At 40.8% G+C, this 15,783-nt stretch carries 15 protein-coding genes; 1 reads left to right on the top strand and 14 read right to left on the bottom strand.

All coding sequences use genetic code 11. The annotated features are described in order from the left end of the window. Nucleotides 1-174: 174 nt before the first annotated feature. Nucleotides 175-1,407 (top strand): ATP-binding protein, encoded by a 1,233-nt coding sequence (locus tag CLOL250_RS09430; RefSeq protein ID WP_008402171.1) that lies wholly within the window; start codon nucleotides 175-177, stop codon nucleotides 1,405-1,407. A 180-nt stretch (nucleotides 1,408-1,587) separates the two neighbouring features. Here CLOL250_RS09430 and CLOL250_RS09425 read toward each other — a convergent pair whose 3' ends face one another. From CLOL250_RS09425 to gabT, 14 genes are all read right to left on the bottom strand, one after another. Then, complete coding sequence (locus CLOL250_RS09425; RefSeq protein WP_008402170.1) at nucleotides 1,588-1,782, bottom strand: PCC domain-containing protein; 195 nt, start codon at nucleotides 1,780-1,782, stop codon at nucleotides 1,588-1,590. Nucleotides 1,783-2,004: 222 nt separating this feature from the next. Next, complete coding sequence (locus tag CLOL250_RS09420) at nucleotides 2,005-2,592, bottom strand: helix-turn-helix domain-containing protein (protein ID WP_044945802.1); 588 nt, start codon at nucleotides 2,590-2,592, stop codon at nucleotides 2,005-2,007. 156 nt (nucleotides 2,593-2,748) lie between these two features. Beyond that, entirely contained in the window at nucleotides 2,749-3,057 is a 309-nt protein-coding gene (locus CLOL250_RS09415) for an AzlD domain-containing protein (protein WP_008402168.1), read from the bottom strand. Between the two features lie 2 nt (nucleotides 3,058-3,059). After that, entirely contained in the window at nucleotides 3,060-3,761 is a 702-nt protein-coding gene (locus tag CLOL250_RS09410) for an AzlC family ABC transporter permease (protein ID WP_008402167.1), read from the bottom strand. Between the two features lie 19 nt (nucleotides 3,762-3,780). Next, nucleotides 3,781-4,602: a tRNA pseudouridine(38-40) synthase TruA gene (truA, locus tag CLOL250_RS09405; RefSeq protein WP_008402165.1), complete on the bottom strand. Its 822-nt coding sequence runs from the start codon at nucleotides 4,600-4,602 to the stop codon at nucleotides 3,781-3,783. A 6-nt stretch (nucleotides 4,603-4,608) separates the two neighbouring features. After that, nucleotides 4,609-5,595, bottom strand: a complete 987-nt coding sequence (locus CLOL250_RS09400; protein WP_008402164.1) for a 2-hydroxyacid dehydrogenase — start codon at nucleotides 5,593-5,595, stop codon at nucleotides 4,609-4,611. A 320-nt stretch (nucleotides 5,596-5,915) separates the two neighbouring features. Next, nucleotides 5,916-7,076, bottom strand: a complete 1,161-nt coding sequence (locus CLOL250_RS09395; RefSeq protein WP_274922269.1) for an SGNH/GDSL hydrolase family protein — start codon at nucleotides 7,074-7,076, stop codon at nucleotides 5,916-5,918. Nucleotides 7,077-7,093: 17 nt separating this feature from the next. Then, nucleotides 7,094-8,587, bottom strand: coding sequence for an MBOAT family O-acyltransferase (locus tag CLOL250_RS09390; RefSeq protein ID WP_274922268.1), 1,494 nt, complete (start codon nucleotides 8,585-8,587; stop codon nucleotides 7,094-7,096). Between the two features lie 107 nt (nucleotides 8,588-8,694). Continuing rightward, on the bottom strand, nucleotides 8,695-8,922 hold the full coding sequence (locus tag CLOL250_RS09385; protein ID WP_008402160.1) for an acyl carrier protein: 228 nt from the start codon (nucleotides 8,920-8,922) through the stop codon (nucleotides 8,695-8,697). 18 nt (nucleotides 8,923-8,940) lie between these two features. After that, entirely contained in the window at nucleotides 8,941-10,500 is a 1,560-nt protein-coding gene (locus CLOL250_RS09380; protein WP_008402159.1) for an AMP-binding protein, read from the bottom strand. Nucleotides 10,501-10,533: 33 nt separating this feature from the next. Next, nucleotides 10,534-12,111 (bottom strand): HAMP domain-containing sensor histidine kinase, encoded by a 1,578-nt coding sequence (locus CLOL250_RS09375; RefSeq protein ID WP_008402158.1) that lies wholly within the window; start codon nucleotides 12,109-12,111, stop codon nucleotides 10,534-10,536. Between the two features lie 22 nt (nucleotides 12,112-12,133). Beyond that, the gene (locus tag CLOL250_RS09370) at nucleotides 12,134-12,889 is read right to left on the bottom strand and encodes a response regulator transcription factor (RefSeq protein ID WP_243104391.1); all 756 of its coding nucleotides are present in this window, start codon (nucleotides 12,887-12,889) and stop codon (nucleotides 12,134-12,136) included. A gap of 192 nt (nucleotides 12,890-13,081) precedes the next feature. Further along, on the bottom strand, nucleotides 13,082-13,849 hold the full coding sequence (locus CLOL250_RS09365; RefSeq protein ID WP_008402156.1) for a YdcF family protein: 768 nt from the start codon (nucleotides 13,847-13,849) through the stop codon (nucleotides 13,082-13,084). 517 nt (nucleotides 13,850-14,366) lie between these two features. Continuing rightward, on the bottom strand, nucleotides 14,367-15,725 hold the full coding sequence (gene gabT, locus CLOL250_RS09360; protein ID WP_044945797.1) for a 4-aminobutyrate--2-oxoglutarate transaminase: 1,359 nt from the start codon (nucleotides 15,723-15,725) through the stop codon (nucleotides 14,367-14,369). Nucleotides 15,726-15,783: the final 58 nt, after the last annotated feature.

Raw genomic sequence — 15,783 nt, 5'->3', positions numbered from 1 at the left:
GAAAATTTGATAATTTAACATCAAAAATGAGTTGTTCATGCCTGGGACAGTCTTCGGGTTGCTTTTACATAGTTTCCACTTTCAAAAAATAAAAAAATTTGTGTTTTTGAAAGTGACATCTTGCATATACTATTAGCAGACAGTATACTAAGTACAACGAGGCGGTTTCGAGAAATGAAAAAAATTCAATTTTTGAAAGTGGGTGACTATATGAAGACAATCACGAGAGCAAAATATCTCGATAGAATCATTGAACTGAATGGCACTCCTGACATCAAGATCATCACTGGTATTCGTCGATCTGGTAAGTCCAAACTAATGCAGGCGTATATTACGTATCTGAAGAGCAACTTTGAAAACATCAATATTATCTTCATTGACTTCATGGATTTAGCATATGAAGAAATCAGGGAATACCATGCCTTACACGCCTATGTGGAAGAACATTATCAGAAAGATAAAACGAACTACCTGTTTGTAGACGAGGTTCAGATGTGTCCCAAGTTTGAGCTGGCAATCAATAGCCTGTACTCTAAGGGAAAATACGACATCTATGTAACAGGCTCTAATGCTTTCCTGTTGAGTGCAGATCTGGCAACGCTGTTTACCGGACGCTATATCGAAATTCATGTGTTTCCTTTCAGTTTCCAGGAATATTGCCAATTTTATGATGATATTAATGACAAAGATAAGCTCTTCGATGAGTACGCTATCAAGGGCGGTTTAGCAGGTTCCTATGCTTATAGAACCGAAAAAGACAGAACAAACTATATCAAAGAGGTCTACGAAACTATTGTTACAAGGGATTTGGTACAGAAATATGCTCTCCCTGACACTTTAGTTTTACAACATCTGAGCGAATTCCTTATGGATAATATCAGCAACCTGACTTCTCCTAATAAGGTCAGTCAGCTACTAACAGCAAATGAGACTCCAACCAATCATGTAACCATCGGCAAGTACATTAAATATTTGTGCAATGCTTTTGTATTTTATGATATTAAGAGATACGATATCCGAGGTAAGAAATACCTTGAAAGCTCTGAAAAGTTCTATTTGTGTGACAGCGGTATTCGATATGCAATACTCGGAAGCAGAAATATAGATTATGGCAGAGTATATGAAAACATCGTTTGCATCGAGCTTCTTCGCCGTGGATATGATGTTTATGTTGGCAAGCTCTATCAAAAGGAAATCGACTTTGTTGCTCAGAAAGGTAGCGAGAAGTTTTATATTCAGGTCAGCGACAACATTTCCATGCAGGAAACATTTGAGAGAGAATGCTCTCCTCTGCTTCAGATTCGAGATGCTTATCCGAAAATGATTATTGCCAGAACCAAACATCCTCAATATAGCTATGAAGGAATTGAAATTCACGATATAGCCGATTGGTTACTACAAGAATAAGCAGAGCAAAATATCTCCGTCATTCTCTTTTGAAATGATGGAGACATTTTTATTATGACGGAGATTGTAGAGCAGAAAATTGTATTAGGTAACAAAAATCCTTATGTTTTATAACCCGGAATTTATTTGCTTTTCTTCTCTTTGCTGCGTCTCACTAACGCGATAAATAGTTCAACGCATCTAATCAAACTTAAATACATTAAGCCCTGTTTCTTCATCATAAACTCTGTCAACTTTTCCATCAATGACCGTAATTACCATCTCACAGGTTGCACTCACGACAGCTCTGTTCAGATGCCCTCCAAACGCTTCACCTTTCTCATTTCCGACACTCATATGAAGATGCGCATAATATTCTCCATCTTCAACAGTCATACATGGAGCATACTCCTACAACTTAAAACTTACTGCACTTTTTCACTAAGTTTTAATTCCCTATAGTTGCATATCAAACTCCGAAAAAATAAAGACGACCAGTCTTATCATAAAACCAATCATCTTTATTTATTCGTATATTGTATTTTGTATCTCATCCTTTGGACAAAATCGAATCATTTCTACGTTCTCTCTAAACCGGAAGTTTACGGTCTACCACTATTAGTTCATAAAAATATGCATCAGAAATCCGATTAATACACAAACAACAAATGTTATCAGTGCACTACCTATAACTAAAAAAATCTTCTGATATGGGCGTTTACCTATTTCTCTCTGCTTTTGTATATCATCCAATAGTTTCCCCTCAGAAAATGCAACAATTTCTTTATAGGTTTGAACATCATTATCTTTTTTTACCTTTTCAACCTGAAAGGCAAAGTACATAGAGAGTGCCCAAATGATTCCCCAAGGGATGAATGCCCAAACGCCAAGCCACATAAATAGCGGAACTGCCGAAACTACAGTGACAATCAGCATTATAGTGTAGATTTTTCCATAGCGGTTCATTTTTACAATTTCTTCTTTTTGAATTACATCTTTCATAACTTCAATATCTCCTTTGATTAGATTATCAAGAGAAATTTGAAAGATTTCACTCAGTAATACCAAACTATTCACATCTGGATAGCTTTTATCATTTTCCCAATTTGAGATTGTTTGTCTTGAAACATAAACTCGATCGGCTAACTTCTCTTGGGATAATTGTACTTCCTGACGATGTTTTTTTATTTGTTTTCCGAGTTCCATCTCTTCACCTCCTAGTATACTCATACTAATCAAAAAGTCATATTTTCGCTATCAAAGGACATTGACATCAAGGTTTTTAGCGTGTCAAAAGTCTTTTACATTCCAGGTCGGCGATATAGCAAGTTCTTTGTCCTTACTTTTCAGATTCACAACCCCCTATAAAAACGCCAATATTCTCTCCACTACAAACACTGTCACACAGGCGGCAGCCGCTACAACTACCAGCCCTTTTTCACGGATACCAAAGATAACCGCTACGACAAATCCTGCGATCGCACTGATAACACTTTCCGTACTGTAGAAAATCGCCGGAAGGGTAAGTGCCGTTAGGCAGGCATATGGCACATAGTATAAAAACGAACTTAAAAACCGATTCTCTATCTTTTTTCTGAATAACACCAATGGCACTGCACGGATCAGATATGTGACAACCGCCATTGCGATAATATATGTATATACACTCATCTCTATTCTTCTCCTTTTTTCTTAACCGGCGCAACGATCGCACCAATTGCTGCTGCCGCTACTGTACATATAACGATCGATATTCCGGTCGAGATAAAGTGGAATATCGGAACATAATATAAAAGGATACTGAACAAAGCTGCCACGCATACCACAAATAACACAGATTTTGACTTCTTGGCAACCGGAACAACGATCGCCACGAACATGCCATAAAGTGCAAGACTGAGTGCGCTGCACACAGACTTTGGAAGCAGCCCGCTGGCTACTGCTCCGGCAAATGTACCACCGCCCCATCCAAGGATCGGAAGGATCTGAAGTCCTAACATATACGGAAAGGTCACTTCTTTGAAATATCCCATTGCAACTGCAAAGATCTCATCTGTATTTGCAAATGCGATGATCAGACGCTTCCAGATGCCTACATCGTCAGCTAACTTCTGCGTAAGTGAAAGACTCATCAGACCATATCTCAGATTGATGATAAGCTGGGTGAGGATCACCTCAAGGATCGTTCCCCCGGCAATGATGATCTGAAGTCCGGCAAACTGACCGGCACTTGTAACATTTGTAACGCTGGTAAGAACTGCCTGAAAGACACTGAGTCCGCCTTTGATCGCAAGAATACCAAAACTAAAACTAACTGCAAAATACCCCAGGGCAATCGGAATTCCATCCTTCAGCCCATTTTTAAATTCATTCATTTGTACTACTTACTCCATATTACTTTTTTTCATAATCAACCTGCATCAGGCACAAGCCCTGTGGTGGTGCGGTCGGCCCTGCGAGCTGTCTGCACCGGCCTGTAAGCACCTCTTCCATGTACGCCGGTTCCATTCTGCCTGCCCCGACCTCTACCAGAGTACCGGTCAGGATACGAACCATATTCTGTAAGAATCCGGCTCCATAAAAATCAAGGATCACATAATCGCCATCTTCCTTAATATCGATCGCAAATAACTTCCGAACCGTCGATTTCTTCATCTGCTTATTGCCACAGAAGCTCTTGAAATCATGTTCGCCGACCAGATAAGCTGCTGCCTTTCGCATCCGTTCACAGTCGATCGTCTCACCCTCATCCAGAGTCCAGACATATTTCCGGTCAAATACCGGCTTCAGCCTGCCACGATAGATCGTGTAACGGTAATGCTTGCCCTTTGCATTAAATCTTGCATGAAAGCGTTCTGCTGCCGGAGTAACCTCCAAAATGCAGATATCATCCGGCAGATAATGATTCATATAATCCCGGATCTCCTCTGGTGTCTTATCTGTCGGAACCGGGCCGCTTGCGACCATTGCCCTTGCATGCACACCTGCATCGGTTCTTCCCGCTCCGTTGATCCGTACTTCTTCGCCTGCCATCAGGGAAAGCACTGATTCGATCTTTCCTTGTATGGTCACAACGTCTTTTTTATGTTCCCACCCATGATATCTCGTCCCATCATAGGCGATCAGAAATCTGTAATTCTGCATAATCATTTCCTTTTCTACATAGCTTTCATTTTCTCTATGACGATTGTCTTCCGCACTTCTTTTATCTTGCATATATTTCTACACGGCATTTATATCCTTGATCGTGCCATTCTCATAATCTCTCGCATTGTCCAGTGTGGTACGGCTGATCGCTTCCAGTGCTTCTTCCGTCAGAAAGCCCTGATGGGAGGTTACGATGACATTCGGGAACGACAGCAGTCTTGCCGTGATCGAGGATTCCAGAATATCATCCTCACGATTCTCAAATACATTATTTGTTTCTTCCTCATACACATCCAGACCGATACCAAAGAATTTCTTATTTCGATTTCCCGTGATCAGATCCTCCGTCTTGATCAGTGCGCCTCTCGATGTATTTACAAGGATCACATTATCCTTCATCTTATTGATCGTCTCTGTGCAGATCATATGGTACGAATCATCTGTCAGCGGACAGTGAAGGGAGATCAAATCACTGGTCGATAACAGCGTATCCAGATCCACATACTCTACAAAATCCAGGGATGGATTCCGGTACATATCATATGCCAGAACCTTCATGCCAAATCCATGACAGATCCGGCACATAGCCGCTCCGATCTTACCGGTTCCGATGATACCCGCGGTCTTGTCATAGAAGTTCATACCCGTAAGACCTACCAAACTGAAATTATTCTCACGAACCTTGATATAGCTCTTATGGATTCTTCTGGTAACCGCAAGTGCCAGTGCCATCGCATGCTCTGCAACCGCCTCCGGTGAATAACCCGGAACACGGAGCACCGTGATACCACAACGGTTTGCTGCATCCAGATCCACATTATTGAATCCGGCACAGCGCATTAACACTAATTTTACACCATTTGCAGCCAGACACTCAACTACTTTTTCACTGACATCAGAACTTACAAATGCACAGATCGCATCATATCCTTTTGCAAGAGCTGCTGTTCTCGGTGAAAGATCTGCTTCTAAGAACTCTACCTCCAGATCTGAATATTCCGGTAATATCTTTTCAAATGAATCTCTGTCATATTTCTTCGTATCATAAAATAAAATCTTCATATTCCATATCCTCCTATCATATCCTGCCACCAGGCATCTGTAAAAGCATCGTATACTGCTATAACTTCGCTTGTTTTCGGTATGCCTGTATAATTCTATATTTCTGCAACTATTATTTACATTTCATTGCCATTTTATCACAAGAAGCTGTTGTTTACACAAAAATAAATAACAAATACTATTTTCTTACCTTAAAATTTATTCCATGTTTATGTAGGCCTATAAAGTATCCGATTCATAAAAAGAGAGATCATGGCGCTTCCAGATCTGCAAATCCATATCTGTGTCTCCATGATCTCCCTTATATACTTTACAATCTCTTACTGCTGAGTTGTGGTTGCTTCCGTACTTGCACTTTCTGTTACTTCTTCCGTAGCTGTACTTTCTGTCGTTGTCTCCGACTTGTTCTCAGTCGTTGTTTTTTCTGTTTTCTGCTTTTTTGCATCAGATGTATCTGACTGTTTGCTGTCAGCTTTCTTCGACTTCTTGTGTTTCTTATCGGAAGACTTCTTATCTGTCTTCATAAACTGCTTATATTCCTTATAAGACTTATTCCAGCCCTTATACTCCGGATCTTTCTTCTTATTCGTAAATGTATAGTTCTCTGAAATATACTTACCGATCTCTCTTGTTACCTTCTTAGCTCCATAACAGTTCAGATGTCTTCCGCCATCTCTGGTATCCTTCTTCCAGTTGATCGCATTCTTACCCTCTGTGGTATTCAGATCAACAAATGGAATGCCAAGCTCCTTGGCATACTTTGTCATGCCATTGTGCTTCTTATAATTCCATGAATTAGCTGTCGGCATCTCGACAAACATCACATCGATATCATTTTCTTCACAGAGATCAAGGAACATCTTAAGGAAGAACCTGGATGACTTCGGTACCGATTCGACATCGGCAGTCTTTACCATCATGTCTTCACCCGTATATGGTACAACCGTTTTACTTAAGTACTGTCCTCTGCTTGAAGAACGATATGTGTAGTTCTTTGCTTTAAAACTATCACCCAGCACAAAGCCTTTCCATCTGTCATGATACTTCATGATCGGAATATATTTGTAGATCAGAGATTTCACATTTCCTTCTACTCTGGATACCTGTGTCTTACCCTGCCATAAAAGGTCAACATCCAAAATGATCAGCTTCGGCTTCTGACATGTCAGAAGCTCCTCTAATATATTAACGGTCTCGGCAATATTCTGTGCGCCTTCCGCAACAACATAGGAAGGAATACCATATTTCTTCCACATCAGCATCGGTGAATATGCACTGTAGGCATTACTGTTTCCCATAACGACCAGATCGATGGAATTCTTTGGTTCTCCATAGAAGCCCCTGGCATTTGGATTTGATAAGCCGCCTTCCGGATCACTCGTTTTCGGATAAAGCATGACGGAGCCGAGTGCCATAAAGCCACAGAAGATCAGCATAAACACGATAACTTTTATAATGTTTTTTACTCTTTCTTTTTTCATGTCTCTCACCATCTATCCTAAAATTGTGCATATATGAATCCGGCTACTTCATAACCGCTTCCATATGCGCCCAGAATGATCACAGAAAAGATCAGTCCATAATATAATACCCAACGAAGAACGATATTCTTTGTTGCTATCTCCTCACGGATATGATGTCCCTTCTCCTGATATAAACCTACCAGCAGTAATACCAGTGCACCAAATGCAAGTAACAGGAAATCATAGACATCAAGCTTTACTTCAAACAGATCTCCGCTTGTAAGCACTGAAAATGTGAAATTATGGAACATCGATACGAGCATCTGTCCAAAGATCTTAAGGTCATCCGCACGGAACATCAGCATACCGATATTTACGAAAATAAATGTTCTTACTACCTGAAGTGCCTTATAAATCTTGCCCTCCCGGTTCACATGCATCTTCTCATACAGCTTCTTAAATAACGGTTCTGTCAGAAGTCCAAGTATCATAATGAGACAGTAGTAAATACCGTACATAACATACTTCCAGCTGGCTCCATGCCAGATACCGGTTCCGAACCACACCGCGAGCATCGCGATAGAGGTCGGGATCAGAGTTGCAAAAAATGCATTGAACTTCTCTCTTGTCTTCTTACTGAGCTTCATAAATGCCTTGGACAATGAGATGGAATAGAATACATAATCTTTAAACCATGCACCAAGTGTCATATGCCATCTTCTCCAGAATTCACTGACTGTCTTTGACATAAATGGTCTTGCAAAGTTCTCAGACATCTGAATACCAAACATCTGAGCACTACCTCTTACGATATCCATACAGCCGGAGAATTCTGCATATAACTGCAAGGTATATAACAGCATTCCGACAACTACATATAAGCCATCATACTGATCATGGAAATTGAAGATCTGGTTTACATACATATTTGCGCGATCTGCTATAACGATCTTCTTAAACAGACCCCATAAAACAAGCTGCAAGCCCTGAGTCATATTATTATAGTTGAACTCGTGACCTTCATAAACCTGATCACCCAGCAGGTCAAATCGCCCGATTGGACCTTCCACGATATGTGGGAAGAAAATCAGGAACAGATTCACCTTCCAGAAATTATCGGATGCTCTGTATTTTCCTCTGTAAACATCAACGATATAACTGATCGCCGACAATGTATAGAACGAGATACCAAGCGGCAGCATCATATTCTGCATTGGATTCGTCTTATTAATACGGAGCAGACTTAATATATCACAGAAAACCTGTCCAAAGAATACTGAATATTTCAGATATACAAGAATACCAAGGTTCAACAGAACGATTGAAACGCACACACATTTCTTCTGCCATCCGATGATCGCTTTATATTCCTTCTTATTTTCTTTTGGCAGTACCTTCTTTGCCATACTGAAGCCATCATCGATCTTATTCAGCAGTCGTCCGCCGAAATAGATGGATAACGATGAAAACAATATAAACACAACATATTTACCTGAATTAATGAAATAAAACAGGTAACTGAATATCAACAGGACCTTCCATTTATGCTTTAACGGCACAACGGAATAGAAAAAGAATGATCCCATCAATATAAATCCTAAATAAGCTATCGATGTATATGACATTATTTTACTCCCTAGTCGTCACTTAATCTCTGGATCATATCATAGATCGTCTGAACTGTTTTGAAGTTCTCAGGTACGATATCTACAGGTGTGATCTCGATGTCAAATGCATCGTTAAGCTCAAGCACCAGTGTTACCATTGTAATAGAATCCAGTATACCATGACCAACCAGATCTGTATCATTTGCAAAATCAACTCCGGGCTTTACTTCATTTAAAATCTCTAATAATTCTTCCATTTCTTTGTCCTCACTTTTTTATAATTTATAATTATTTTTCAGCCACTTACGATCAATCTTTCCATTTTGATTATGTGGCATACTTTTCACTCTTACAAACTGGTTCGGTTCCATATAATGCGGAACCTTCTTCTTGAACTCTCCAAGCAGGAATGCGTCATCCAGTTTCTTTCCTTCATATATAAATACGATCTTGTCTTCTGCATCATCATAGATACATGCGTAACTTCTGATACCCTCGATCGCACCGGCAGCCGCCTCGATCTCACCAAGCTCGATACGATAGCCCATATGCTTGATCTGATAATCTTTTCTTGAGATATAGACCAGTTCTCCATATTTATTATATTTGACAAGATCTCCGGTCTTATAGATCAGCTCCGGATAATTCGGATTCAACGGATTCTGAACAAATGCTTCCTTTGTCTTTTCTGCATTTCCATAATATCCAAGAGCGACAAATGAACCTCTGGCATATAATTCTCCTTCTGCACTGAAGCCTGTCTCAGGATTGATCTCCGGTGAAACCACCTTGCCATCTTCACCAAGTACAAATACATCACAGTTGTTACATGCATTTCCCATTGGAAGCGGCTCATCATCACGGAACTTTCTGTTTACCACATAATAAGTACAGATATCCGTCGTCTCTGTCGGGCCAAACAGATTGGCATACATGGCATCCGGCAGATTCTCGATCCAGTAATTTAATGGCCTGGTCGGCATAACCTCACCGGCAAATAATACTTTTTTCAACTCCGGAAGCTCAGCATACCGGAACATCTTATAGTTTGCAATGATCGAAAGTGCCGACGGAACCCAGTAGATCGTATTGACCTTTTTCTCATTCAGAAACTCCATAAGCTTGATTGGGAACGAGAAATAAGCTTTTGGTATTATATACAATGTTGCACCATTTTTCAATGTGCTATATAAATCCGAGACTGACATACTGAAATAAAACGGCGTCTGATTACCAAATATTGTCGTCTCGTTAATATCAAATGCTTCCGTATACCATGTAATATAGGAAAGGATATTCGCATGTGATATAACAGCCCCCTTCGGAACACCTGTTGAACCTGAGGTAAATAATGCATATACCGGATCTGTATCGATCATATGTGCTCTGACATCTGCAAGGCAGCTCTGATCTATGGTCTGATCCATCTCATCCACATTAAAGAGTTTAAGTCCATATCCCTGACCATCCTCTGTCTCAACCTGTAACTCTGCAGCCTTATCCAGATGCTTGCTGTCTGTTACAGCAGCTTCCGGCTGCAATGCCTTTAAGATCTTATTCACTCTGTCTACCGGCATTTCTGCATCTATAACCACATAAAAGTTCCCACTGTACACAACTCCCATAAAAGCCGCAACGCTCTTCGGTTCCTTATCAAGAAGTACGACAACCGGACGGTTCTTACATCCGCCAAGTCCCTGATACAACCATGCACCAATCTGTTTTGCTGTCTGTTCCAGTTCCTTATAAGTCAAACCGCCGTTTATATCGGCTACAGACAACTTATCCGGATACTTTTCTGCTGATCTTTCAATAAATTCCAGTACATTCTTCATAGACATCTGTTCCAGAGTATCTCTGGACCTCCTTTACTTTACAATTACAAATATCAGCCTGACTGTATATCTGTCTTTTTTCTCATTTGCTGAAAACTCTATTTCCATTTCCTGTGCGATCTTCTCACAGGTTTTGAGTCCAATTCTGGTACTTTCAGCTTCATTTCTGTTTTTATTTATATAATTACTGATCACCAGCTCTACCTTCGATTCGGTTGTGTGATATGTGATATCTACCGGCTTGCTGTAATCAGAATATTTTCTTATATTTATAAATATATTATCAAACAATCGTTTCAGATATGGGGCATCGATCTTTATCAGCGGTGAATTGTCCTCTGTTGTGATCCGGAAAGTGATTCCCTTTTCTTCAAGCAGGCACATATATTCTCCGATCATCTGCTGGAAAAACTCCTTTGCATGATAAACTTCCATTTTCAGTTCATCGGTATGCCCGGAATAAACGAAGAAATATCGGAACAGCTTGTCTGACAGATCTTTCAACTGTCCTGCTTTGGCAACGCATATATCAACATACTGTTTGTACTCTTCGTCAGATTCAAATTCCCCTGTCTCAAGCAGATCCAGATATCCGCTTAACACCGTAAGCGGTGTCCGGATATCATGCGCCATCGCTGTGACCAGATCCCGGTTCGCCTGCCATGCTTCTTTTTCCTTACTCATCTGATCAATGATCGAATTTCTCATGCTGTCTATATTCTCAGCAAGTGTCAGGATCTCGTCATGTCCCGACTTCGTAATCGTCGCATTGATATCTGTTTTCTTGATCTTTGACACCTCATGTGTCAATCTCTTTACACGCCTTACTACCCGGCCGTTATAGAGCATAACCAACAACATAAATATAAATGAACATACCAAAAAGCCTATCGTCACCCATATGTAATAGACCTTTTTCTCAGAATAATCTACGATGCAGACATCATATAATCCATCTTCAAAACGAACCGAATAGAATGCATAACTGCCATACTGGGATGCAAAGTCTTCCACATCCGAAGCATTGGACGGAATCGTCTCTGTATAATCCGTCTCCGTAGAGGACGTATCATCGAAGATACTCCGATCTGATCGTTCTTCCTGTTTTTTTGACTCTGCTTTCTTCCGATAAATCTCAAGCAAATGTTTGCTTTTGATGTTATTCAGCATCTGCCTTTTGTCTTCTTCAGACTCTGCAAGCTTTCTGCCTTTCTGATTCCCATTGGATATTTTATTAAAAAAACGTTCCACCATGGTTCGTCTTTTTTGCTTTGTTGAATCATATATTACATTCTCATTCTGGTAAACCAGAAGATATACACTTCCCTCTTCCCGCTGCCAACTGAGAATAGCATTCATATCTGTGGATTTAACTTTATTCTTACTGACATAATCAGAGAAACGGTCAATCTTTTCTTCCGTTCTCCGTGCTACAGTTGCCTCGTTCAGATATTTCTTATCAATCACATATACGGTTGTCTTCAGCCAGATAAAGAACAATACGACCGCAAGCAACAGGCTTCCTGCTATTACAAGAATCAGCTTTGTATTTAATGTAAGCCTTTTTTCTGCATCTTTTTCAAATCTTTTCTGTTCTGCTCTGTCCTTCATACCGCATACTTTCTACCGGCTGTTAATCCACCTGATAGCCCTTTCCATATATGGTTCTGATGATTTCCGGTTGTGCCGGATTATCCTCGATCTTCTGCCGAAGTCTTAATACATGTACCATAACCGTATTTGATGAGGACGGAAGATATTTTTCCTGCCAGATGTTCTCATATAATTCATCCAGATTCCAGGATCTTCCACGATTCTTCACAAGGAAAAACAGCAATGCAAATTCTTTATCCGTCAGATGGATAACTTCATTGTCTTTCGTCACAACACGTTTATACGGATCGATCGATATTGCTCCGACTCGGAGAATACCGTCATTGTTATCCTCTCTTCCTTTATATATATTATACCGACGGATAAGTGCTTTCACCTTTCGAACCAGTTCACTCTGTTCAAATGGCTTGCTTAAGAAATCATCTCCACCTGTATCATATGCCTCATTCTTATCCGGCTCCTGCGTCTTGGCTGTTAAAAACAGCACAGGAACAGATGAAAATTCTCGAATGGCAGAGCAACTCTCAGTTCCTGACATTTCAGGCATCATAATATCCATAATGATCAGATCGATATCGGAATTCTCTCTCACCAGATCAATCGCCTGTTTTCCGTTTTCGGCTTCCAGGATCTGATATCCCTGTCTCTTCAGATAGATTCCAACCAGCTTTCTTATATCCTTTTCATCATCAACGATCAGTATCTTCTCTGCATTTTCAGGCTGCATAGCACCTTTTATCTTTTCATCTATTCTTTTGTCATTGTCTAAAATCATAACCATATCCTCTCTTTTTCCAATATGTCCTGATTTTAATTTTCAATAACCATCCACACATTATAGCATTTGCATCTATAATTCAAGTATGCGTCAGGTGTTGTTAAGATTTGTTAAGTCAGGTTATATCAAAAAATTACATCCATTTTGTATCCAAATTTTTAAGATTCTTAAGTTTTTTGTTTAAGCTATCTAAAAAATCCATTCAAAGACGATTCCGTAAAGCTCCCTCAGATAATAAGTTGGCAGTAACCACCACGCTGTTTTCCCGCACACCGCCGATGGTGTTATACCTGTATGTTCTGCAATAACAGATGCCCGGTATTCATGAAATTCATTTGTTACAATAATGACCCGGAAATCCAGATGTTCCTCTTCCATGATCTTCTTTGAGTACAGAAGATTCTCTCTGGTCGAAGTTGACCGTTCTTCCTTATATAAACGTTCTTTTGCAATTCCCTTTTCTGTCAGATACCGGTACATGCACTCCGCTTCACTGATATTCTCACCTTTTCCCTGTCCTCCGGACAGAATACCCACAACCTCTTCATGTGTATTCAGATAATCATACGCTGCATCTAAGCGTTCCGTCAACATCAGGCTTGGTCGGTCGCCATTTACACCACAGCCAAGCACGATCATGACAGTTTCATCCTTCGGTGCTGTCTTCGATGCCCGTACCATGCATATCGTTCCTGCTGCCGCAAATCCAACTGCAACTAATACAATCAGCAAAACGATCCCGCATATTACTTTTCCGGTAGTCCGGGTCAGCCATTTTTTCACCCGGCAATTCACCCTGTGGAACCATGCCGCATATAAGATCAGGCAGATACCAAGAACAACTCCCGTAAGATTTCCTATGTTTTTAATCCCCTTCGTAACAAATGGATACAGAAATATGAATACTCCTGCAAATCCTGCTATGAATAATACTATTCTAAGCCACAATTTCTTCAATTTTCCCTACATACCTCCCGTCTTTTTACATAATTCTCCTTTTTCCAGAGTTTACTCCATGTTTATAGCATCCAAATGCATCAAAATGCCATCATCTCTATTGCAGAGGCGTTAAGATTTGTTTAAAGGCAGTCCCTCCGACTGGCAATTGGTATGGTTATCATGACTTGTTCCGTTTTCTGTTCGATGCACATGGCTGATTCGCTCATGCTCCTGCGCAAACTCGTCCTACGGACTCAGACATGCGCCCGCATTCGCTGCCAATGTGCATCTCACGACGAAATACTCACAATGTCATGGATAACCATACCAATTGCCAGTCAGAGGGGATACCAGATAATAATTTGCCTCACAACATCATGAATATCCATACCGCTAGGAACCAGAGGGGAATATAAAAATAACCGCTATGGTAAGACAGCGTCTAGGGATTGACCCTAGGGATTGTCTCGCCACAGCGGTTGTTTGTGCGATTCATATATATAAGGATTGTTGTTTTGTTTATGTTAAGATTTCTTTAGTGGTTCAGACATTCTTTGATGGATGCTTCAAAAATATCAAGACCGGCTGCAAGCTGCTCATCTGTCATGACAAGCGGTGCAAGGAAACGGATTACATTGTTGTAAGTTCCTGCGCCTTCTACTAACAGACCTTTCTTCGCACAAGTCTGGATCAGGTCAGATGTAAATGCTGCATCCGGTTCTTTTGTTTCCTGATCTTTTACGAATTCGATACCGATCATACCGCCAAGTCCTCTGACATCACCGATAACCGGATATTTCTTCTGCATTTCCAGATAACGCTCTGTCACTTTTTTACCGATCTCACAGGAACGCTCTGCCAGATGATCTCTCTCCATAATCTCGATCGTCTTTAAGGATGCGGCACATGCCAGTGGATTTCCACAATAGGTTCCACCGATCGTTCCTGCCGGAACTGCATCCATAACCTCAGTTCTTGCAATAATTGCCGACAATGGAACACCTGCTGCAATGGATTTTGCTGTTGCGATGATATCAGGCTCTACACCTGCCTCCTGCCAGTAAACAGAAGCAAACATACGACCGGTTCTGCAGAAACCGCTCTGTACCTCATCTGCGATCAGCAGGATACCATTTTCATCACAGATCTTACGAACTGCTTTTACCCATTCGATCGGAGCAGGAATGAAACCACCTTCGCCCTGAAGCGGCTCAACAACGATCGCTGCGATCGTGTCTGCTGCTGCACACTGTTCAAATACATCGTAGATAGATTTGATATAGTAATCAACTGCCTTATCCTCAGGCATTCCTTCCGGATTTCTATAATAATATGGGAACTGTGCACGGAACACGCCGGCTGCTAACGGTCCCATATCCTTTGCATATGCTTTCTTGGATGTCATTGCCATTGTAAAATGTGTTCTTCCATGGAATGCACCGGAGAATACGATGATATTCGGACGTTTTGTATATGCCTTTGCTACCTTAACGGCATTCTCGTCTGCTTCTGCTCCACTATTTGCAAAGAATGCTTTCTTGCTGTCGCCCTTTACAGGTGCAATGCCGGATAACTTCTCTGCAAGTGCTACATAGCCTTCATGTGTTACAACATTGAACATGCCGTGAAAATATTTATCTGCCTGTGCTTTTACTGCTTCAACGACTTCCGGCTGGGAAAATCCGATATTCAATACACCGACACCACCGATCCAATCCAAGAACTTGTTGCCATCGACATCCTCGATCATGGCGCCTTCACCTCGTTCTATAACAACCGGATATCCACAACGGATCGCATTTGGAACTGCCTGCGCTCTTCTGTCTATAATTGCCTGTGCCTTAGGACCGGGTAAAGTCTCTGTTATTATTTCCGGTAAATCTGTTCTTAACATATGTATCATCCTCCATCTTCTTATACGGACGGCCTTTATATCTGTGCCGTTCATTTAT

Source organism: Clostridium sp. L2-50, assembly GCF_000154245.1.
Lineage (GTDB): Bacteria > Bacillota > Clostridia > Lachnospirales > Lachnospiraceae > Coprococcus.
The sequence above is the reverse complement of the archived record's forward strand: the minus strand, read 5'-3'. Positions and strand labels throughout refer to the sequence as shown.